Origin of the sequence: Pseudomonas sp. NFACC51, assembly GCF_900103575.1 — a bacterium.
In the GTDB taxonomy this organism is placed as follows: Bacteria; Pseudomonadota; Gammaproteobacteria; order Pseudomonadales; family Pseudomonadaceae; genus Aquipseudomonas; species Aquipseudomonas fluorescens_Q.
This window is the reverse complement of the sequence record NZ_FMXH01000005.1, coordinates 197,842-219,789: the sequence shown is the minus strand read 5'-3', so window position 1 is coordinate 219,789 and position 21,948 is coordinate 197,842. Positions and strand designations below refer to the sequence as shown.

The window sequence follows — 21,948 nt, the reverse complement described above, 5'->3', positions numbered from 1 at the left end:
GCCCTGAAGAGGCTGCCCGCTTAACGCGCGCAGCCTCTTTTTGGATGGGGATGCCGATTTTTATTGGTTTCCTGTCGGAACTGGCTTACAAAGCCGTGTTCCGATGGCGCTGTGTCAGCGTCAGACTAGAGTAGACGCAGGCTGCAAACAGCCTGCAAAGAATTTTCGAAAATACGCCGCAGGAGAGATTCGCAATGGCTCAGCAGGGCAGTGGTTATCAGGCTCGCTATAAACGCATTCTACTCAAGCTTAGCGGCGAGGCCCTGATGGGCTCGGAAGAGTTCGGGATCGATCCGAAAGTGCTGGATCGCATGGCCCTGGAAGTCGGCCAGCTGGTCGGGATCGGCGTTCAGGTCGGTCTGGTCATCGGCGGCGGCAACCTGTTTCGCGGCGCGGCGCTGAGCGCGGCCGGCATGGACCGGGTCACGGGCGACCACATGGGCATGCTGGCTACTGTGATGAATGCCCTGGCTATGCGTGACGCGCTGGAGCGTGCCAATATCTCGGCCATCGTGATGTCGGCCATTTCCATGGTTGGCGTAACCGATCACTACGACCGCCGCAAAGCCATGCGCCACCTCAACTCCAAGGAAGTGGTGATTTTTGCCGCCGGTACCGGTAATCCGTTCTTCACCACGGATTCGGCCGCCTGCCTGCGAGCGATCGAGATCGATGCCGATGTCGTGCTCAAGGCAACCAAGGTCGATGGCGTCTATACCGCTGACCCGTTCAAGGACCCGCATGCCGAGAAGTTCGATCATCTGACCTACGATGAAGTGCTGGATCGCAAGCTGGGGGTAATGGATCTGACGGCTATCTGTCTCTGCCGCGACCACAAGATGCCGCTGCGTGTCTTTAACATGAACAAGCCCGGTGCCCTGCTGAATATCGTCCATGGCGGCGCCGAAGGAACACTGATCGAGGAAGTTCAACAATGATCAACGAAATCAAGAAAGACGCTGAACAGCGCATGCAGAAATCCCTGGAGTCCCTGGCGCACAACTTCGGTCGCATCCGCACCGGCCAGGCGCACCCGAGCATCCTTGAGGGCGTGATGGTGCCGTACTACGGCTCCGATACCCCGATCAAGCAAGTGGCCAACATCACCGTCAAGGACGCGCGTACCCTGCAGGTCGTGGCCTTTGAGCGCAATATGCTGGCCGCGGTCGACAAGGCCATCGGCAGTGCCGGTCTGAACCTGAACCCGACCAACCTGGGTGAGCTGCTGCTGATCTCCATGCCGGCCCTGACCGAAGAGACCCGCAAGGGCTTCACCAAACAGGCCCGTGACGTGGCTGAAGACGCCCGTGTTGCCGTACGCAACATCCGTCGTGATGCCAACAGCCAGCTCAAGGACCTGGTCAAGGAAAAGGAAATCAGCGAAGACGAAGAGCGTCGTGCCACTGGCGAGATCGACGACCTGACCAAGAAGTACGTGGCTAAGATCGACGCGGATTTGGCGCAGAAAGAAAAAGACCTGATGGCCGTATAAGGGTCTCGTTTTCATGGAAAAGACCAAGCAGGCCGTGCCGTTCGCGGTGCCGCGCCACGTGGCGATCATCATGGACGGCAATAACCGCTGGGCCAAGAAACGCTTTATGCCTGGCGTCGCCGGGCACAAGGCGGGTGTCGATGCGGTGCGTGCGGTCATCGAGGTGTGCGCCGAGGCAGGGGTCGAGGTGCTGACCCTGTTCGCCTTCTCCAGTGAGAACTGGCAGCGTCCGGCCGATGAAGTCAGTGCCTTGATGGACCTGTTCCTCAAGGCCCTGCGTCGTGAGGCCAAGCGCCTCAACGATAACAAGATCAGCCTGCGGATCATCGGTGATCGCTCGCGCTTCCATCCTGAATTGCAGGCTGCGATGCGCGAAGCCGAGGCAGCGACTGCGGGCGCCGATCGGTTTGTCCTGCAGATCGCCGCCAACTATGGTGGACAGTGGGACATTGCCCAGGCTGCCCAGCGGCTGGCGCGGGAAGTCCAGGCCGGGCACCTGCGCCCGGAAGACATCACGCCGGAACTGCTGCAGACCTGCCTGGCGACCGGCGACCTGCCGTTGCCGGACCTGTGCATCCGTACCGGTGGCGAGCATCGCATCAGCAACTTCCTGCTCTGGCAGTTGGCGTATGCCGAGTTGTACTTCTCCGACCTGTTCTGGCCGGACTTCAAACACGATGCCATGCGCACCGCACTGGCCGATTTCGCTTCCCGTCAGCGTCGCTTCGGTAAAACGAGCGAGCAGATCGAAGCTGGAGCCCGGGTTTAATGCTCAAACAACGAATCATCACTGCCTTGATCCTGTTGCCCATCGCCCTGGGCGGTTTCTTCCTGCTCGAAGGCGCCAGTTTTGCGCTGTTCATCGGACTGGTCGTGACCCTGGGGGCGTGGGAATGGGCGCGGCTGGCGGGTTTTCCTGCGCAGTCGGCGCGCGTGGCCTACGCAGCGGCCGTGGCGGCCATGCTGTTCATCATGTACGTGATGCCCGGGCTCGCGCCTTGGGTGTTGGGTGCCGCGGTGCTGTGGTGGGCGACAGCGACCTTCCTGGTCCTGACCTACCCGCAGACTACCCATCATTGGGCCAATGCGGCGACCAAGCTGGTGATCGGCCTGTTGATCCTGCTGCCGGCCTGGCAAGGGCTGATCTGGATCAAGCAAGACCCGCTGGGCAACTGGCAGATCATGGCCGTGATGGTGTTGGTCTGGGGTGCCGACGTCGGCGCCTATTTTTCCGGCAAGGCCTTCGGCAAGCGCAAGCTGGCGCCGAAGGTCAGCCCTGGCAAGAGCTGGGAAGGGGTCTATGGTGGCCTGGCCTTGAGCCTGGTGATCACCACTGTGGTCGGCTTCGTGCGGGACTGGACGGTCGCGCAGCTGCTGATGGGCCTTATGGGGGCCGCCTTGATCGTATTTGTGTCTGTGGTCGGCGACCTGACCGAAAGCATGTTCAAGCGTCAGTCGGGAATCAAGGACAGCAGTAACCTGCTGCCCGGTCACGGTGGCGTGCTGGATCGCATCGACAGTCTTACCGCCGCGATTCCGATCTTTGCCGTGCTGTTGTGGATGGCGGCGTCGTGAGTCGCCCCCAGCAGATCACTGTCCTCGGTGCGACCGGTTCGATCGGCCTGAGTACGCTTGACGTCATCGGCCGGCACCCGCAGCGTTACCAGGTGTTCGCCCTCAGTGGTTTCACGCGCATGAGTGAATTGCTGGCCTTGTGCATACGCCACACGCCGCGGTTTGCCGTGGTGCCTGAGGCCGCTGTGGCGCGGGCGCTGCAGGACGATCTGCGCGCAGCCGGCCTGCAAACTCGCGTGCTGGTGGGGGAGGAAGGCCTCTGCCAAGTGGCTTCCGACCCGGAAGTCGACGCCGTGATGGCGGCAATCGTCGGTGCGGCGGGCTTGCGTCCGACGCTGGCGGCGGTGGAAGCAGGCAAGAAGATCCTGCTGGCCAATAAAGAAGCGCTGGTGATGTCCGGCGCGCTGTTCATGCAGGCTGTGCGCAAAAGCGGTTCGGTGTTGCTGCCTATCGACAGCGAGCACAATGCGATTTTTCAATGCATGCCGCAGGATTTTTCCCGTGGCCTCGGCGCGGTGGGTGTCCGGCGGATTTTGCTGACAGCCTCCGGTGGTCCGTTCCGGCAGACGCCGCTGGAAGAATTGGTGCATGTTTCACCCGAGCAGGCCTGTGCCCACCCGAACTGGTCCATGGGGCGCAAGATTTCCGTGGATTCGGCCAGCATGATGAACAAGGGGTTGGAGCTGATCGAGGCCTGCTGGCTGTTCGATGCCAAGCCGTCCCAGGTCGAGGTGGTGATTCATCCCCAGAGCGTGATTCATTCCCTGGTGGACTATGTCGATGGTTCGGTGCTGGCCCAGTTGGGCAATCCGGACATGCGCACCCCGATCGCCAATGCCCTGGCCTGGCCGGAGCGTATCGATTCGGGTGTTGCGCCGCTGGACCTGTTCGCCATCGCCCGCCTGGATTTCCAGGCGCCCGATGAGCAGCGTTTCCCCTGCCTGCGCCTGGCGCGCCAGGCGGCCGAGGCGGGCGACAGTGCGCCGGCCATGCTTAATGCCGCCAATGAAGTGGCGGTTGCAGCGTTTCTCGATGGACGTGTCCGTTACCTCGAGATCGCGAGTATCATCGAGGAAGTCTTGAATCTCGAGGCCGTGGTTTCGGTCGATGACCTCGACACGGTATTTACGGCGGATGCCAGGGCTCGTGAATTGGCGGGCCAATGGCTGCAGCGCCACGGGCGTTGAAGCTGCGATACGTTAGCCAGGGTTGCCCTGGACAGGATTGCGGAGAAAACAGATGAGCGCGCTCTATATGATTGTCGGCACCCTGGTTGCCTTGGGGGTGTTGGTCACATTTCACGAATTCGGTCATTTCTGGGTCGCGCGGCGCTGTGGCGTCAAGGTCCTGCGTTTTTCCGTGGGCTTTGGCATGCCCTTGCTGCGCTGGCACGACAAGAAAGGCACCGAGTTCGTCGTGGCGGCCATCCCGCTGGGCGGCTACGTCAAGATGCTCGATGAGCGAGAAGGTGAAGTCCCGGCAGACCAGCTCGATCAATCCTTCAATCGCAAGACCGTCCGTCAGCGTATTGCCATCGTCGCCGCGGGGCCGATCGCCAACTTCCTGCTGGCCATGGTGTTTTTCTGGGGCCTGGCCATGCTGGGCAGCGAGCAGGTGCGTCCGGTCATCGGTGCGGTGGAGTCGGGTAGCGTTGCCGCCCGTGCCGGGTTGGGCGTCGGGCAGGAAATCGTCGCTATCGACGGCGAGCCGACCTCGGGCTGGGCGGCGGTCAATCTGCAACTGGTGCGTCGCCTGGGTGAGAGCGGTTCGTTGCAATTGATGGTGCGTGAGCAGGGCTCCACGGTGGATTCGCCTCGCGAACTGACCTTGGACAACTGGCTCAAGGGCGCCGACGAGCCCGATCCGATCCGGTCCCTGGGGATCCGGCCATGGCGTCCGGCGATGCCACCGATACTCGCCGAACTCGATCCGAAAGGCCCGGCCCAGGCTGCAGGCCTGAAGACCGGCGATCGGTTGCTGGCCCTCGACGGCCAGCCGGTCAGCGATTGGCAGCAGGTGGTCGATTCGGTTCGTGTACGTCCTGATACCAAAATTGTGCTGCGCATCGAGCGCGACGGTGCTCCAATCGATGTCCCGGTGACCCTGGCCGCCCGTGGCGAGAGCAAGGCACCGAGCGGTTACCTGGGGGCGGGCGTCAAGGCGGTCGACTGGCCACCGGAAATGATTCGCGAGGTCAGTTTCGGCCCGGTGGCGGCGATTGGCGAGGGTGCGCGTCGTACCTGGACCATGAGCGTCCTGACGCTGGACTCGCTCAAGAAAATGTTGTTCGGCGAGCTCTCGGTAAAAAACTTGAGTGGACCGATAACCATTGCTAAAGTGGCGGGCGCTTCTGCCCAGTCGGGCGTCGCTGATTTCCTGAATTTCCTTGCTTATCTGAGCATTAGCCTGGGGGTTCTGAATTTGCTGCCCATCCCGGTACTGGATGGGGGGCATCTGCTGTTTTATCTGATCGAGTGGGCGCGTGGTCGTCCCTTGTCGGATCGGGTGCAAGGTTGGGGGATACAGATCGGTATCAGCTTGGTGGTCGGGGTCATGTTGCTTGCCCTCGTCAACGATCTGGGTCGTCTGTAACGCTTCGCTGAATTGCGAATCTGCCGCATTTTGCGGCAGTTTGTTTATTGCCAGTTGGAATAAGAAAGGACTTCATGAAACGTCTGCTGCTAACTGCGGTTCTCACCGTATTGATGATCGCCGAAGTTCACGCCGAGTCCTTCACTATCTCTGATATTCGCGTCAATGGCCTCCAGCGGGTCTCCGCGGGTAGCGTCTTTGGTGCCTTGCCGTTGAACGTCGGCGAGCAGGCGGATGATCGGCGCCTGGTGGAATCCACGCGTGCGCTGTTCAAGACCGGCTTCTTTCAAGATATCCAACTGGGCCGTGACGGCAATGTCCTGGTCATCACCGTTGTCGAGCGCCCGTCGGTCGCCAGTATCGAGATCGAAGGCAACAAGGCGATCTCCACTGAAGACCTGATGAAAGGCCTCAAGCAATCCGGCCTGGCCGAAGGCGAGATCTTCCAGCGCGCCACCCTCGAAGGTGTACGCAACGAACTGCAACGCCAGTACGTTGCCCAGGGTCGCTACTCGGCCACCGTCGACACCGAAGTGGTGCCGCAACCGCGCAACCGCGTCGGCCTGAAGGTCAACATCAACGAAGGCACCGTGGCAGCCATCCAGCACATCAACGTGGTGGGCAACACGGTTTTCCCTGACGAAGACCTGATCGACCTGTTCGAACTCAAGACCACCAACTGGCTGTCGTTCTTCAAGAACGACGACAAGTACGCCCGTGAAAAACTCTCCGGTGACCTGGAGCGCCTGCGTTCCTACTACCTGGACCGCGGCTACATCAACATGGACATCGCCTCGACCCAGGTGTCCATCACCCCGGACAAGAAGCACGTCTACATCACAGTCAACGTCAACGAAGGCGAGAAATACACCGTTCGTGACGTCAAGCTCAGCGGCGACCTGAAAGTGCCTGAAGACCAGGTCAAGTCGCTGCTCTTGGTGCAGAAGGGCCAGGTGTTCTCGCGCAAGCTGATGACCACCACCTCCGAGCTGATCACCCGCCGCCTGGGTAACGAGGGTTACACCTTCGCCAACGTCAACGGCGTGCCACAGCCGCATGATGAAGACCACACCGTCGACATCACCTTCGCCGTGGACCCGGGCAAGCGTGCCTACGTCAACCGTATCAACTTCCGTGGCAACACCAAGTCCGAGGACGAAGTGCTGCGCCGTGAAATGCGTCAGATGGAAGGCGGTTGGGCCTCGACCTACCTGATCGACCAGTCCAAGACCCGCCTGGAGCGCCTGGGTTTCTTCAAGGAAGTCAACGTCGAGACCCCGGCAGTGCCCGGTGTCGATGACCAGGTGGATGTGAACTACAGCGTCGAAGAGCAGGCTTCCGGCTCGATCACTGCCAGCGTCGGTTTTGCCCAGAGTGCCGGTCTGATCCTCGGTGGCTCGATCACCCAGAACAACTTCCTGGGTACCGGTAACAAGGTCAGCATCGGCTTGACTCGCAGTGAGTACCAGACCCGCTACAACTTCGGTTACGTGGACCCCTACTGGACCGCTGACGGCGTGAGCCTGGGCTATAACGCCTTCTACCGTACCACCGACTATGACGAGCTCGATTCCGATGTCTCCAGCTATGCAGTAGACAGCTTGGGTGCCGGCGTCAACGTGGGTTATCCAATCAGCGAGACTTCGCGGCTTACATTCGGTCTCACCGCCCAGCAGGACGAGATCAGCACTGGCCGCTATACCGTTGACGAGATCTTCGATTTCGTCGAGAAAGAAGGCGACAAGTACCTGAACTTCAAGGCGTCTGCCGGTTGGTCCGAGTCGACCCTGAACAAGGGCGTGCTGGCGACCCGTGGTCATTCCCAGAGCCTGGTCCTGGAAACGACTGTGCCGGGTAGTGACCTGTCATTCTTCAAGCTCGACTATCGTGGCCAACTGTTCCAGCCGTTGACCGACAACTACACCATGCGCCTGCACACCGAACTGGGTTATGGCGACGGCTACGGTTCGACCGATGGCCTGCCGTTCTATGAGAACTACTACGCCGGTGGTTTCAACTCGGTGCGTGGCTTCAAGGACAGTACGCTCGGGCCGCGCAGTACGCCGAGCCGGGGAGCGAGTGTCACGGGTAACACTGGTACAATCCGTGATCCGGACCAGGATCCGCTGCCATTCGGCGGTAACGTCCTCCTCCAGGGTGGCGTGGAGTTGCTTTTCCCAATGCCGTTCGTCAAGGATCAGCGCTCGCTGCGCACTTCGGTATTCTGGGACGTCGGTAACGTATTCGACTCCACATGCGAAGACACCACTACTTCTAACGGGGGCAACTCCAATACGGAGTGCAACGACATCAGCCTGAGCAACCTGGCCAGTTCCGTCGGCGTGGGCGTGACCTGGGTCACCGCGCTGGGCCCCTTGAGCTTCGCATTGGCGATGCCGATCAAGAAACCGGATGACGCTGAAACCCAAGTGTTCCAATTCTCCCTCGGCCAGACGTTCTAAGCGCCTGACCCAAGATAACGACAATGGATTTTGTAGGAGTACATCGTGCGTAAGTTGACTCAATTGGTTCTCCTGGCCACCGTGCTGGTCGCCGGTCCGGCTTTTGCCGACATGAAGATTGCCGTGCTGAATTATCAGATGGCCCTGCTGGAATCCGACGCAGCGAAGAAATACGCCGTGGATGCGGAGAAGAAATTCGGTCCGCAACTGACCAAGCTCAAGGGCCTGGAAAGCAGCGCCAAGGGCATTCAGGATCGTCTGGTAGCCGGTGGCGACAAGATGGCCCAGGGCGAGCGTGAGCGTCTGGAGCTTGAATTCAAGCAAAAGGCCCGTGACTTCCAGTTCCAGTCCAAGGAGCTGAACGAAGCGAAAGCTGTTGCCGACCGCGAAATGCTCAAGCAACTCAAGCCGAAACTCGACAGCGCCGTGGAAGAAGTCATCAAGAAAGGTGGTTTTGACCTGGTGTTCGAGCGTGGCGCAGTGATCGATGTCAAGCCTCAATACGACATCACGCGCCAGGTAATCGAGCGCATGAATCAGCTGAAGTAATCCATGACAGCGACTATCAAGCTCGGCCAGTTGGCCGAGTTCCTCGGCGCCACCCTGCGTGGCGACCCGGAGAAGGCAATTACTGGGCTAGCCACTTTGCAAGAGGCTGGCCCAGCTCAGTTGAGCTTTCTGGCAAATCCTCAGTATCGCAAGTATCTGGCCGATAGCCGGGCCGCCGCGCTGTTGCTCAAGGCCGCTGATGCCGAAGGGTTTGCCGGCGATGCCCTGATCGTGCCCGATCCGTACCTGGCGTATGCGCGAATTTCCCATCTGTTCGATCCCAAGCCCAAGTCGGCTGCTGGTATTCATCCCAGCGCGGTGATCGCGGCGGATGCCGTGGTCGATCCCACGGCCAGCGTCGGTCCGTTCGTGGTCATCGAAAGCGCGGCCCGCATTGGTGCGGGTGTCACGCTGGGTGCCCATTGTGTCATTGGCGCACGCAGCGAGATCGGTGAAGGTGGCTGGCTGGCCCCACGGGTCACCCTGTACCACGATGTCCGCATCGGCAAGCGCGTGGTGATTCAATCCGGCGCGGTGTTGGGCGGCGAAGGCTTCGGTTTCGCCAACGAGAAAGGCATCTGGCAGAAGATCGCCCAGATCGGTGGCGTCACCATTGGCGATGACGTGGAGATCGGCGTCAACACCGCGATCGACCGCGGCGCCCTGGCCGATACGGTCATCGGCAATGGCGTCAAGCTCGACAACCAGATCCAGATCGCCCACAACGTCCAGGTCGGTGATCACACCGCCATGGCCGCCTGCGTGGGCATCTCCGGCAGCACCAAGATCGGCAAGCATTGCATGCTCGCCGGTGGCGTGGGGCTGGTGGGCCATATCGATATCTGTGACAACGTGTTCCTGACCGGGATGACCATGGTGACCCACTCGATTACCGAACCGGGTGCCTATTCTTCCGGTACGGCCATGCAGCCGGCAGCCGAATGGCGCAAGAGCGCGGCGCGTATCCGCCAGCTCGACGACATCGCGCGGCGCCTCAAGCAGGTGGAAAAGCGTGTAGGGGACGTGACCCCTGGCGGTAATGCTTCATCAGATGGCTGATACCATTTCCATATCAAGTGTGCACAGCCGTTAGGGCATCTTGATTTGCTAGCGGAGTGCGCGTCACTCGTGCGCTCCCAATCTTTACATAGGCTTCCCCCCGAAATGATGGACATCAACGAGATTCGCGAATACCTGCCTCACCGTTACCCGTTCCTGCTGGTGGATCGGGTGGTGGACCTGGACGTTGAAGGCAAGCGCATTCGCGCCTATAAGAATGTCAGCATCAACGAGCCGTTCTTCAATGGTCACTTCCCCGCGCATCCAATCATGCCGGGCGTATTGATCATCGAGGCGATGGCTCAGGCTGCCGGGATCCTTGGTTTTAAAATGCTCGACGTAAAGCCTGCCGACGGCACGCTCTATTACTTCGTCGGCTCCGACAAGCTGCGCTTCCGCCAGCCGGTCACCCCGGGCGATCAGTTGATCCTCGAAGCCAAGTTCATCAGTTGCAAGCGCCAGATCTGGAAATTCGAATGCCAGGCTTCGGTCGACGGCAAGCCAGTCTGCTCCGCTGAAATCATCTGTGCGGAACGCAAACTATGAGTTTGATTGACCCTCGCGCAATCATCGATCCGACGGCCGTTTTGGCCGCCGATGTCGAGGTCGGCCCGTGGTCGATTGTCGGCGCAGGTGTGGAAATTGGCGAGGGTACGGTGATCGGTCCCCACGTAATTCTCAAGGGACCGACCCGGATTGGTCGGCACAATCGCATCTACCAGTTCTCTTCGGTAGGCGAGGACACGCCCGATCTCAAGTACAAAGGTGAAGAAACCCGTCTGGTCATCGGCGATCACAACGTGATCCGCGAAGGTGTGACGATTCACCGTGGCACCGTTCAGGATCGTTCCGAAACGACCCTGGGCGACCATAACCTGATCATGGCCTATGCGCACATCGGCCATGACAGCGTGATTGGCAACCATTGCATCCTGGTCAACAACACCGCCCTGGCCGGCCATGTGCACGTGGACGATTGGGCGATCCTGTCCGGGTTCACCCTGGTGCACCAGTATTGCCATATCGGCGCCCACAGTTTCTCTGGCATGGGCACTGCCATCGGCAAGGACGTCCCGGCCTATGTCACGGTGTTCGGCAACCCGGCCGAAGCCCGCAGCATGAACTTCGAAGGCATGCGTCGGCGTGGTTTCAGCGAAGAGGCGATCACGGCACTGCGTCGCGCCTACAAGGTCGTGTATCGCCAGGGCCTGACGGTCGAACAGGCACTCGCCGAACTGGCCGAGGCTTCAGCGCAACACCCGGAAGTGGCGATCTTCCGCGATTCCATACAGTCTTCGACCCGCGGCATCACTCGCTGACCATGGCTAATTTGCGTATTGCACTGGTGGCGGGAGAGGCTTCCGGTGACATTCTGGGCGCCGGTCTGATGCGCGCGCTCAAGACGCAGCACCCCGCTGTCGAATTCATTGGTGTTGGTGGGCCGTTGATGGAGGCCGAGGGGCTGACGTCCTATTTCCCGATGGAGCGCCTGTCGGTGATGGGCCTGGTGGAAGTACTCGGTCGCCTGCGTGAGCTGCTGGCCCGGCGCAAGAAGCTGATCCAGACCCTGATCGATGAAAAACCGGATGTGTTCATCGGCATCGATGCGCCGGATTTCACCCTCAATATCGAACTCAAGCTACGTCAGGCCGGTGTCAAGACCGTGCATTACGTCAGTCCATCGGTCTGGGCCTGGCGGCAGAAGCGGGTGCTGAAGATTCGCGAAGGTTGCGACCTGATGCTGACGCTGCTGCCGTTCGAAGCCCGGTTCTATGAAGAGAAGGGCGTGCCGGTTCGATTTGTCGGGCACACCCTGGCCGATACCATTCCCCTGCAAGCCGACCGCGATGCGGCCCGCCAGGCGTTGGGCCTGCCCGAGGGCCCCCTGGTGGCCTTGATGCCCGGCAGCCGGGGCGGCGAAGTGAGTCGCCTGGGTGGGCTGTTTTTCGACGCCGCCGAGCGCCTTCGGGCGCTGCGTCCCGGTGTACGTTTTGTCCTGCCGTGTGCCAGTGCGCAGCGTCGCGCGCAGTTGGAGGCGTTGCTGGTTGGTCGCGATTTGCCGGTGACGCTGCTCGACGGTCGTTCCCACGAAGCGTTGGCGGCCTGCGATGCCGTGTTGATTGCCTCCGGCACTGCTACCCTTGAAGCGCTGCTGTATAAACGCCCGATGGTGGTCGCCTATCGCCTGGCGCCGCTGACGTTCTGGATTCTCAAGCGCATGGTCAAGAGCCCTTACGTGTCCTTGCCGAACCTGTTGGCCCAGCGCTTGTTGGTGCCGGAGCTGTTGCAGGACGAGGCGACCGCCGAGGCGCTGGCCACCACGCTGTCGCCCTTGATCGACGGCGGCGAGGAGCAGACCCGAGGCTTTGACGAAATCCACCGTACCTTGCGTCGTGATGCTTCCAACCAGGCGGCTGACGCGGTACTGACCCTGATTGGCGCAAAACCATGAGCAACTCAAAGCTACAGATGGGCCTGGACTTCAACCTGGTCGCCGAAGTGGAAGAACTGGTGGCTGGTGTCGATGAAGTGGGGCGTGGCCCGTTGTGCGGCGCGGTGGTGACGGCGGCGGTGATTCTCGACCCGAAGCGGCCGATCCTGGGCCTCAACGATTCGAAGAAACTCACTGAAGCCCGTCGCGAAAAGCTCTACGACGAGATCTGCGAGAAAGCCCTGAGCTGGTGCATCGCCCGGGCCGAAGTGGAAGAAATCGATGAACTCAATATCCTGCACGCCACCATGCTTGCCATGCAGCGTGCCGTGCAGGGCCTGCACATCACGCCGAAACTGGCGATGATCGATGGTAATCGTTGCCCGAAACTGTCGATGCGCGCCGAAGCGGTGATCCAGGGCGACGCCAAGGTGCCGGCCATCGCGGCGGCCTCGATTCTGGCGAAGGTCAGTCGCGACCGGGAAATGGCCGCTTTCGAATTGATTTACCCGGGCTATGGCATCGGCGGTCACAAGGGTTACCCGACCCCCGTTCATCTGGAAGCCCTGGCGCGCCTTGGGCCGACGCCCATCCATCGGCGTTCGTTCGCCCCGGTGCGGCTGGCTTATGAAGCCCGTGAAGGGGTGATCGAAATCGAGAGATTCGCCTGATCATTGTGGCGAGGGATCTTGCTCCCGCTTGGGTGCGAAGCGCCCATAAGAAGGGGGCTGCTGCGCAGCCCAGCGGGAGCAAGCTCCCTCGCCACGGATTCAATCACTTCAATGAGCGGTATGGGTTGCAGGCTGATGTTTTACCCAAGGCCCGGTACAATCCGGGCCTTGTTGTTTTCATGACTTAACGCAGGATCACTATGCCGGCTTCATTCGTTCATCTACGCCTGCACACTGAATACTCCCTGGTCGACGGCCTGGTGCGGATCAAGCCATTGGTCAAGACCCTGGTGGGCATGAACATGCCTGCCGTAGCGGTCACCGACCAGAACAACATGTGTTCGCTGGTCAAGTTCTACAAGGCCGCCATGGGCGCTGGGATCAAGCCGATCTGCGGTGCCGACCTGTGGCTGTCGAACAAGGACCCGGACGCGCCGTTGAGTCGCATCAGCCTGCTGGTGATGAATGCCGTGGGTTACCGCAACCTGACCGAACTGATTTCTCGCGGCTTTATCGACGGCCAGCGCAATGGCTCGATCATCATCGAGCGCGAGTGGGTGGCTGAAGCCAGCGAAGGGCTGATCATGCTGTCGGCGGCCAAGGAGGGTGAAATCGGCCTGGCCCTGCTCAGTGGCAACGCCGAAGAGGCTGAAGTCCTGGCGCGCGACTGGATGGCGGTGTTTCCCGATCGCTTCTACATCGAAGTGCAGCGCACCAATCGCCCCAACGACGAAGAACACCTGCACGCCGCCGTGGCCCTGGCCGACAAGATAGGCGCGCCACTGGTGGCGACCAACGACGTGCGCTTCATCAAGCAGGAAGATTTCGAGGCCCACGAAACCCGTGTCTGCATTGGTGAGGGCCGCGCCCTTGATGATCCGCGCCGTCCGAAGAACTACAGCGACCAGCAATACCTCAAAAGCGCCGAGGAAATGGCCGAGTTGTTCAGCGACCTGCCGGAGGCGCTGGAAAACACCGTCGAGATCGCCAAGCGCTGCAACATCGAAGTGAAGCTGGGCAAGCACTTCCTGCCCAACTTCCCGATCCCCGATGGCATGACCATCGACGAGTATTTCCGCAAGGTGTCCTTCGATGGTCTTGAGGAGCGCCTCAGCGTCCTGCTGCCCAAGGACACCACCGAAGATTACGAAGCCAAGCGCCAGGTCTATGTCGATCGGTTGAATTTCGAGCTGGATATCATCATCCAGATGGGCTTTCCCGGTTACTTCCTGATCGTGATGGACTTTATCCAGTGGGCCAAGAACAACGGCGTGCCGGTGGGTCCTGGCCGTGGATCGGGTGCCGGGTCGCTGGTGGCCTATGTGCAGAAGATCACCGACCTCGATCCGCTGGAATATGACCTGCTGTTCGAACGTTTCCTCAACCCGGAACGGGTCTCCATGCCCGACTTTGACGTCGACTTCTGCATGGACGGTCGTGACCGGGTGATCGACTACGTGGCCGAGAAGTACGGTCGCAACGCCGTGAGCCAGATCATCACCTTCGGTTCCATGGCCGCCAAGGCCGTGGTGCGCGATGTGGCGCGGGTACAGGGCAAGTCCTACGGCCTGGCGGATCGTCTGTCGAAGATGATTCCGTTCGAAGTCGGCATGACGCTGGAAAAAGCCTACGAGCAGGAAGAAATCCTGCGGGACTTCATCAAGGTCGATGAAGAAGCCGCGGAAATCTGGGAGATGGCCCGCAAGCTCGAAGGCGTGGTGCGTAACGTTGGCAAGCACGCCGGTGGCGTGGTCATCGCGCCGACCAAACTGACCGACTTCTCGCCGATTTATTGCGATGAAGAAGGCGACGGCCTGGTGACCCAGTTCGACAAGGACGACGTCGAGGCGGCTGGCCTGGTGAAGTTCGACTTCCTCGGCCTGCGCACCCTGACCATCATCGACTGGGCGCTGAAAACCATCAACCGTGACCGGGCCAAGGTCGGCGAAGAACCGCTGGACATTGCCTTCATCCCGCTCGATGACAAGCCGACCTACAACCTGCTGCAAAAAGCCGAAACCACAGCGGTGTTCCAGCTTGAATCCCGGGGCATGAAAGAGCTGATCAAAAAGCTCAAGCCCGACTGCCTGGAAGACCTGATCGCACTGGTGGCCCTGTTCCGTCCGGGCCCGCTGCAATCGGGCATGGTGGATGACTTCATCAACCGTAAGCACGGTCGCGCCGAGCTGGCGTACCCACACTCGGACTATCAGTACGAAGGCTTGAAACCGGTGCTGGCACCGACCTACGGCATCATCCTGTACCAGGAACAGGTGATGCAGATTGCCCAGGTCATGGCCGGTTATACCCTCGGCGGCGCGGACATGCTGCGTCGGGCGATGGGTAAGAAAAAGCCCGAGGAAATGGCCAAGCAACGCGGCGGTTTCATTGAGGGGTGCGCCACCAACGGCATCGACCCTGACCTGGCCGGTAACATTTTCGACCTGGTGGAAAAGTTCGCCGGCTACGGCTTCAACAAATCCCACTCCGCCGCCTATGGCCTGGTGTCGTACCAGACCGCGTGGCTGAAGGCGCACTACCCGGCGCCATTCATGGCCGCGGTGCTGTCGGCGGATATGCACAACACCGACAAGGTCGTGACCTTGATCGAAGAAGTGCGGACCATGAAACTGCGCCTCGACGCACCGGACGTGAACGCTTCGGAGTTCAAGTTCACGGTGAACGACGAAGGCCGCATCATTTACGGCCTGGGCGCGATCAAGGGCGTGGGCGAGGGGCCGGTGGAAGCCATCACCGAAGCGCGCCAGGACGGGCCGTTCAAGGACCTGTTCGATTTCTGCGCCCGGGTTGACCTCAAGCGCATCAACAAGCGCACCCTCGACGGCTTGATCCGCAGTGGCGCCCTGGACCGCCTGGGGCCTTATTTCCAGGATGAGCCCAAGGCCTACCAGGCCAACATCGACCGCAACCGCGCGGTGTTGCTGGCGGCAATGGAGGAGGCGATCAAGGCCGCCGAACAGACTGCCCGCACCCATGACAGCGGCCATGCCGACCTGTTTGGCGGGCTGTTCGTCGAAGAAGACGCCGATGTCTACGGCAATCATCGCAAGGCCAAGGAGCTGACCCTCAAGGAGCGCCTCAAGGGTGAGAAAGACACCCTGGGCCTGTACCTCACCGGGCACCCGATCGACGAATACGAAGGCGAGATCCGCCGCTTCGCCCGCCAGCGCATCATTGACCTCAAGCCGGCGCGCGATACGCAAACCGTCGCCGGCATGATCATCGCCCTGCGGGTGATGAAGAACAAAAAGGGCGACAAGATGGGTTTCATCACCCTCGACGACCGCTCCGGGCGCATCGAGGCGTCACTTTTCGCCGATGCGTTCCATTCGGCGCAGTCGCTGTTGCAGACCGACGCGATGGTGGTGGTGGAAGGCGAGGTCAGCAACGATGACTTTTCCGGTGGCCTGCGGCTGCGGGTCAAGCGGGTGATGAGCATGGAAGACGCCCGTACCAACCTGGCTGAAAGCCTGCGCCTGAAGTTGCAGACCCAGGATCTCAAGGGCGATCAGCTACGCTGGTTGGGCGAATTGTTCAAGCGCCATCGCGGTGCTTGTCCGATCACCATGGAGTACGTACGCCCCGATGCCAAGGCTGTGTTGCAGTTCGGCGAAGGCTGGCGGATCGATCCGGCGGATGCGTTGATTCAAGCCTTGCGTGACCAGTTCGGCAAAGACAACGTCTTCCTCCAATACCGTTGACGGCCAGGGGCCATTCTTGAAACCGGAATACCCCTGATCTCGACCCGAATTTTTAATCTCGACCTGAACGCGCCTCTCCCTTAAGGTAGGCGCGAATAGACAACCGGCCGGCCCAAGCTCTCTTGGACGTCGACCCAAGACGGACGCCTATGAACCCGAATTTTCTAGATTTCGAACAGCCGATCGCCGACCTGCAAGCCAAGATCGAAGAGTTGCGCTTGGTCGGTAATGACAATTCGCTGAATATCGGCGATGAAATCTCTCGTCTGCAGGACAAAAGCCGCACGCTGACCGAAGACATCTTCGGCAAGCTGACCAGCTGGCAGATCGCTCGCCTGGCGCGTCACCCGCGTCGTCCCTATACCCTGGACTACATCGAGCACATCTTCACCGAGTTCGATGAGCTGCATGGCGACCGTCACTTCTCCGACGACGCCGCGATCGTCGGCGGTGTCGCCCGTCTGGAAGACCAGCCAGTGATGGTGATCGGCCATCAGAAAGGCCGCGAAGTGCGCGAGAAAGTACGCCGCAACTTCGGCATGCCGCGTCCGGAAGGCTACCGCAAGGCCTGCCGCCTGATGGAAATGGCCGAGCGCTTCAAGATGCCGATCCTGACCTTCATCGACACGCCGGGTGCCTACCCGGGCATCGACGCCGAAGAGCGCAACCAGAGCGAAGCAATTGCCTGGAACCTGCGCGTCATGGCACGCCTGAAAACCCCGATCATCGCCACCGTGATTGGCGAAGGCGGTTCCGGCGGTGCGTTGGCCATCGGCGTCTGCGACCAGTTGAACATGCTGCAATATTCCACTTATGCGGTGATCTCGCCGGAAGGTTGCGCCTCGATCCTGTGGAAAACCGCCGAGAAGGCGCCGGATGCCGCCGAGGCCATGGGCATTACCGCCGAGCGTCTCAAAGGCCTGGGTATCGTCGATAAAGTGATCAGCGAGCCAGTCGGCGGCGCTCACCGCGATCCGGCTGCAGCGGCGGCACTGATCCGCGCCGAGCTGAGCTCGCAACTGTCGATGCTCAAGAAGTTCGACAACGAAGCGCTGCTGGCTCGTCGCTACGAGCGGTTGATGAGCTACGGCCTCTGATCTGACTGCAACACCCATGTGGGAGCGGGCTTGCTCGCGAAAGCGGTTTAACATTCAACAGATGCGTTGACTGGTACACCGCTTTCGCGAGCAAGCCCGCTCCCACATTTGTTTGTGCCAAGGCAAACCCTTATGAACCACAGCACGGACCTGCCAACCCGGCTCCTCACACAGCTATCCCCCTGGAGCAACGCCGCCACCTGGCGCATCGCCTTCTCCGGCGGCCTCGACTCCACCGTCCTACTGCACCTACTCGTAACCCTTTCTCAACGCCAACCCTTGCCCCCGCTGAGCGCTATCCATGTGCATCACGGCCTCCAGGCGGTGGCCGAGGCGTGGCCGGACCATTGCCGTTCGGTCTGTGCGGCCCTGGGCGTGCCGCTGGATGTGGTGGCTGTGCAAGTGCGCCCTGGCCCCAGTGTCGAGCGCGCCGCGCGGGAAGCGCGTTACGCGGCCTTTGTCGCGGCGATCCACAGCAATGAAGTGCTGCTTACCGCCCAGCATCGCGATGACCAGGCCGAAACCCTGCTGTTTCGCCTGCTCAGGGGAGCGGGGGTGAAGGGCCTGGCGGCGATGCCGGCGCAGCGTCCTTTGGGTCAAGGGCATTTGCTGCGGCCCTTGCTCGATGTGCCCCGGGCGGAGCTGGAAGCCTATGCGAGGCAGCATGGCTTGAGCTGGATCGAAGACCCATCCAACGACGACCATCGGTACGCGCGCAATTACCTGCGCCAGCGAGTTTTTCCAGTGTTGGCCAAGCAATGGCCCCAAGCTTCGACGACCCTGGCTCGTAGCGCTGCGCACATGGGCGAAGCCCAGGGGTTGCTGGACGATCTGGCGCAAATCGACCTGGCCCAGGCCGCGACCCCGGGCGCGTTCGACTGGCTCGGGCTGCAATCCCTGGCGCTGGCGCCTTTGCGGGCGTTGTCGCCGGCCCGTCAGCGCAACGCCTTGAGCCACTGGCTGGCACCGATGACCCTGCTGCCCGACACCGATCACTGGTCGGGCTGGGACTCGTTGCGCGATGCTGCCGACGATGCCCGGCCGATCTGGCGCCTGGCCGGTGGCGAGCTGCATCGCGCCGCCGGGCGGGTCTGGTGGTTATCCGACCACTGGCTATGTTCGCTGCCAGGCACCGTCGACTGGGCCGATCCGGCGGTTGCGCTGCGCTTGCCGGGCAATGGTCGGGTAGTGCTCGACGGCACGCCGCCTGCGGGACCGCTTAGCGTGCGCTATCGTCAAGGCGGCGAGGTGATGGTGTTAGCGGGTCGTGGTCATCGTGACCTCAAGCGTTTGCTCAATGAAAAGGCCGTGCCGGTGTTCGTTCGCGGCCGATTGCCGCTGCTCTATCAGGGCGAGCAATTGCTGGCGGTGGCCAACCTGACCGGGCTCGATGCACAGGCTGATGGCAGTTGGCAATTGATCTGGACGCCAGGAAGCCAAGATCTGGGTTTGAGCTGAAAGGGGCTTTCCGGTAGACTACGCTCCCTTCTTGATACAACTTCTGTGGATTCGCCTGAATTGCAGGAGTTGCCGATTACCAAGCAGTCTTTGCTGGGCGATTCCAAAAAATGTGTAGCGAGCAACGTACCGGTGATTTCACTTCCGGTCTGTCCCAACGCGGCGGTTTTTTTGAAAGGTGCACTGTGATTAATGCAGGTGATCGGGGGCTTCGGCCTTCCTTCGCTTTCCCCGGCGGCTCGGACCGCTTTAACGCAGACTTCTAGGGTTTTTCATGACGCGCTACATATTCGTCACGGGCGGTGTTGTTTCTTCATTGGGGAAAGGCATTGCCTCGGCTTCATTGGCGGCCATCCTGGAGGCGCGGGGACTTAAGGTCACCATGCTCAAGCTGGACCCGTACATCAACGTCGACCCGGGCACCATGAGCCCGTTCCAGCACGGTGAAGTGTTCGTCACCCACGACGGCGCCGAGACCGACCTGGACCTGGGCCACTACGAGCGGTTCATCCGCACCACCATGACCCAGAACAACAACTTCACCACCGGCCGTGTCTACGAGCACGTGCTGCGCAAGGAGCGTCGTGGTGACTACCTGGGCGCGACCATCCAGGTCATCCCGCACATCACCGACGAAATCAAGCGCCGCATCATCAAGGGTGCCGGCGATGCCGACGTGGCGATGGTCGAGATCGGTGGTACCGTGGGCGACATCGAGTCCCAGCCGTTCCTCGAAGCCATCCGCCAGTTGCGTTTTGAAATCGGCGCCAAGCGCGCGATGCTGATGCACCTGACCCTGGTCCCGTACATCGCCACCGCTGGCGAAACCAAGACCAAGCCGACCCAGCACTCGGTCAAGGAACTGCGTTCCATCGGCCTGCAGCCGGACGTGCTGATCTGCCGCTCCGATCACCCGATCGACATCTCTTCGCGTCGCAAGATCGCCCAGTTCACCAACGTTGAAGAGCGTGCGGTCATCGGTCTGGAAGACGCCGACACCATCTACAAGATTCCGGGCATCCTGCACTCCCAGGGCCTGGACGACTTCGTCGTCGAGCGCTTCGGCCTGCAATGCGCCAGTGCCGATCTGTCCGAGTGGGAAGCCGTGGTCGATGCCAAGCTCAACCCGGAGCACGAAGTCACCATCGCCATGGTCGGCAAGTACATGGAACTGCTGGACGCCTACAAGTCGCTGATCGAGGCGATGAGTCACGCCGGCATCAGCAACCGTACCAAGGTCAACCTGCGCTACATCGATTCCGAAGACATCGAGAACCAGGGCACCGGCCTGCTCGAAGGCGCCGATGCGATCCTCGTGCCGGGCGGCTTCGGCCTGCGGGGCGTGGAAGGCAAGATCACTGCCGTGCAATACGCTCGCGAAAACAAGGTGCCCTACCTGGGTATCTGCCTGGGCATGCAAGTGGCGGTCATCGAGTTCGCCCGTAACGTGTTGGGCTGGAAAGATGCCAACTCCACCGAGTTCGATCGTGCCAGCGGCCATCCGGTCGTGGGCCTGATCACCGAGTGGGAAGATGCTACCGGTGCCGTGGAAGTGCGTACCGAAAGTTCGGACCTGGGCGGCACCATGCGTCTCGGTGCCCAGGAATGCCTGCTGGAAGCCGGCTCCAAGGTGCACGATTGCTACGCCAAGGATGTGATCGTCGAGCGTCACCGTCATCGCTACGAAGTGAACAACAACCTGTTGCCACAGTTGATCGAAGCCGGCCTGAAGATCTCCGGTCGTTCCGGTGACGGCGCGCTGGTCGAAGTGGTCGAGGCTCCGGATCACCCATGGTTCGTCGCCTGCCAGTTCCACCCCGAGTTCACCTCGACACCACGGGACGGTCATCCGTTGTTCAGCGGTTTCGTGAAAGCCGCTTTGGCTCAACACCAGAAAAAGGCATAAGACGATGGCTCAGAAGATAATCCGCGTCGGCGACATTGAGGTTGCCAACGACAAGCCCATGGTGCTGTTTGGCGGCATGAACGTGCTGGAAAGCCGCGACATGGCGATGCAGGTCTGCGAAGAGTACGTGAAGGTCACCCAGAAACTGGGGATTCCTTATGTCTTCAAGGCCAGTTTCGACAAGGCCAACCGTTCGTCCGTGACGTCCTACCGTGGCCCAGGCCTGGAAGAAGGCATGCGGATCTTCCAGGACATCAAGCAAGCCTTTGGCGTGCCGATCATCACCGACGTCCACGAGCCGGTCCAGGCCGCCGTCGCCGCCGAGGTCTGCGACGTCATCCAGTTGCCGGCCTTCCTGTCGCGCCAGACCGACCTGGTGGTCGCGATGGCCAAGACCGGCGCGGTGATCAATATCAAGAAAGCCCAGTTCCTCGCGCCCCAGGAAATGAAACACATCCTGAGCAAGTGCGAAGAGGCCGGCAATGACCAGTTGATCCTCTGCGAGCGTGGTTCGAGCTTCGGCTACAACAACCTGGTGGTGGACATGCTCGGCTTCGGCATCATGAAGCAGTTTGAGTACCCGGTGCTCTTCGACGTGACGCATGCCTTGCAGATGCCTGGCGGTCGTTCCGACTCCGCTGGCGGTCGGCGCGCCCAGGTCACTGATCTGGCCAAGGCGGGCATGAGCCAGTCCCTGGCCGGTCTGTTCCTCGAAGCCCACCCCGATCCAGACAACGCCAAGTGCGATGGTCCTTGTGCCTTGCGTTTGAACAAGCTGGAACCCTTCCTGTCTCAGCTCAAGGCGTTGGACGAGCTGGTCAAGAGTTTTCCGACGATAGAAACCGCGTAACGCGGTTTTCTCCGGTAAAGTACCGCCCGATAATCGCTCTGGCCTGCGGGCCGCACCGTTCTTGAGGGCACGCCTTGTACCCTG

Annotated in this window: 18 protein-coding genes; all 18 read left to right on the top strand. The window is 60.9% G+C overall.

Annotated elements, in window-relative coordinates:
* The first annotated feature begins 194 nt into the window (after nucleotides 1–194).
* The 18 genes from pyrH to kdsA all read left to right on the top strand — a co-directional run bounded on the left by pyrH (nucleotide 195) and on the right by kdsA (nucleotide 21,864).
* Nucleotides 195–938, top strand: coding sequence for a UMP kinase (gene pyrH, locus BLT00_RS12725; RefSeq protein ID WP_003198235.1), 744 nt, complete (start codon nucleotides 195–197; stop codon nucleotides 936–938).
* A complete protein-coding gene (gene frr / locus BLT00_RS12720; protein WP_063322765.1) occupies nucleotides 935–1,492 on the top strand; it encodes a ribosome recycling factor in 558 nt (185 codons plus the stop codon). Before pyrH ends, frr begins: the two co-directional genes overlap by 4 nt.
* Nucleotides 1,493–1,505: 13 nt before the next feature.
* Nucleotides 1,506–2,261 (top strand): polyprenyl diphosphate synthase, encoded by a 756-nt coding sequence (uppS, locus tag BLT00_RS12715; protein ID WP_063322764.1) that lies wholly within the window; start codon nucleotides 1,506–1,508, stop codon nucleotides 2,259–2,261.
* Entirely contained in the window at nucleotides 2,261–3,067 is an 807-nt protein-coding gene (locus BLT00_RS12710; protein WP_063322763.1) for a phosphatidate cytidylyltransferase, read from the top strand. Before uppS ends, BLT00_RS12710 begins: the two co-directional genes overlap by 1 nt.
* Nucleotides 3,064–4,254, top strand: coding sequence for a 1-deoxy-D-xylulose-5-phosphate reductoisomerase (gene ispC, locus BLT00_RS12705; RefSeq protein WP_063322762.1), 1,191 nt, complete (start codon nucleotides 3,064–3,066; stop codon nucleotides 4,252–4,254). Before BLT00_RS12710 ends, ispC begins: the two co-directional genes overlap by 4 nt.
* Before the next feature lie 52 nt (nucleotides 4,255–4,306).
* Complete coding sequence (gene rseP / locus BLT00_RS12700) at nucleotides 4,307–5,659, top strand: RIP metalloprotease RseP (protein WP_092144065.1); 1,353 nt, start codon at nucleotides 4,307–4,309, stop codon at nucleotides 5,657–5,659.
* 74 nt (nucleotides 5,660–5,733) lie between these two features.
* Nucleotides 5,734–8,121 carry an outer membrane protein assembly factor BamA gene (gene bamA, locus BLT00_RS12695; RefSeq protein WP_063322760.1) on the top strand — a complete coding sequence of 796 codons (2,388 nt, stop codon included), beginning with the start codon at nucleotides 5,734–5,736 and terminating at the stop codon, nucleotides 8,119–8,121.
* Between the two features lie 45 nt (nucleotides 8,122–8,166).
* Complete coding sequence (locus BLT00_RS12690) at nucleotides 8,167–8,670, top strand: OmpH/Skp family outer membrane protein (protein ID WP_003184901.1); 504 nt, start codon at nucleotides 8,167–8,169, stop codon at nucleotides 8,668–8,670.
* A 3-nt stretch (nucleotides 8,671–8,673) separates the two neighbouring features.
* Nucleotides 8,674–9,729: a UDP-3-O-(3-hydroxymyristoyl)glucosamine N-acyltransferase gene (lpxD, locus tag BLT00_RS12685; RefSeq protein WP_060738995.1), complete on the top strand. Its 1,056-nt coding sequence runs from the start codon at nucleotides 8,674–8,676 to the stop codon at nucleotides 9,727–9,729.
* Between the two features lie 105 nt (nucleotides 9,730–9,834).
* A complete protein-coding gene (gene fabZ, locus BLT00_RS12680; protein ID WP_003184897.1) occupies nucleotides 9,835–10,275 on the top strand; it encodes a 3-hydroxyacyl-ACP dehydratase FabZ in 441 nt (146 codons plus the stop codon).
* A complete protein-coding gene (gene lpxA, locus BLT00_RS12675; protein ID WP_003198252.1) occupies nucleotides 10,272–11,048 on the top strand; it encodes an acyl-ACP--UDP-N-acetylglucosamine O-acyltransferase in 777 nt (258 codons plus the stop codon). The genes fabZ and lpxA overlap by 4 nt, the downstream gene beginning before the upstream one ends.
* A 2-nt stretch (nucleotides 11,049–11,050) precedes the next feature.
* Nucleotides 11,051–12,181, top strand: coding sequence for a lipid-A-disaccharide synthase (gene lpxB, locus BLT00_RS12670; RefSeq protein WP_092144068.1), 1,131 nt, complete (start codon nucleotides 11,051–11,053; stop codon nucleotides 12,179–12,181).
* Complete coding sequence (rnhB, locus tag BLT00_RS12665) at nucleotides 12,178–12,831, top strand: ribonuclease HII (protein WP_063322758.1); 654 nt, start codon at nucleotides 12,178–12,180, stop codon at nucleotides 12,829–12,831. The genes lpxB and rnhB overlap by 4 nt, the downstream gene beginning before the upstream one ends.
* A gap of 200 nt (nucleotides 12,832–13,031) precedes the next feature.
* Complete coding sequence (gene dnaE, locus BLT00_RS12660; protein WP_063322757.1) at nucleotides 13,032–16,553, top strand: DNA polymerase III subunit alpha; 3,522 nt, start codon at nucleotides 13,032–13,034, stop codon at nucleotides 16,551–16,553.
* Nucleotides 16,554–16,702: 149 nt separating this feature from the next.
* The gene (locus tag BLT00_RS12655; RefSeq protein WP_063322756.1) at nucleotides 16,703–17,650 is read left to right on the top strand and encodes an acetyl-CoA carboxylase carboxyltransferase subunit alpha; all 948 of its coding nucleotides are present in this window, start codon (nucleotides 16,703–16,705) and stop codon (nucleotides 17,648–17,650) included.
* 132 nt (nucleotides 17,651–17,782) lie between these two features.
* Nucleotides 17,783–19,108 (top strand): tRNA lysidine(34) synthetase TilS, encoded by a 1,326-nt coding sequence (tilS, locus tag BLT00_RS12650; RefSeq protein ID WP_092144071.1) that lies wholly within the window; start codon nucleotides 17,783–17,785, stop codon nucleotides 19,106–19,108.
* A gap of 274 nt (nucleotides 19,109–19,382) precedes the next feature.
* Entirely contained in the window at nucleotides 19,383–21,014 is a 1,632-nt protein-coding gene (locus BLT00_RS12645) for a CTP synthase (protein ID WP_003198266.1), read from the top strand.
* A gap of 4 nt (nucleotides 21,015–21,018) precedes the next feature.
* Nucleotides 21,019–21,864, top strand: coding sequence for a 3-deoxy-8-phosphooctulonate synthase (gene kdsA / locus BLT00_RS12640; protein ID WP_063322754.1), 846 nt, complete (start codon nucleotides 21,019–21,021; stop codon nucleotides 21,862–21,864).
* Nucleotides 21,865–21,948: the final 84 nt, after the last annotated feature.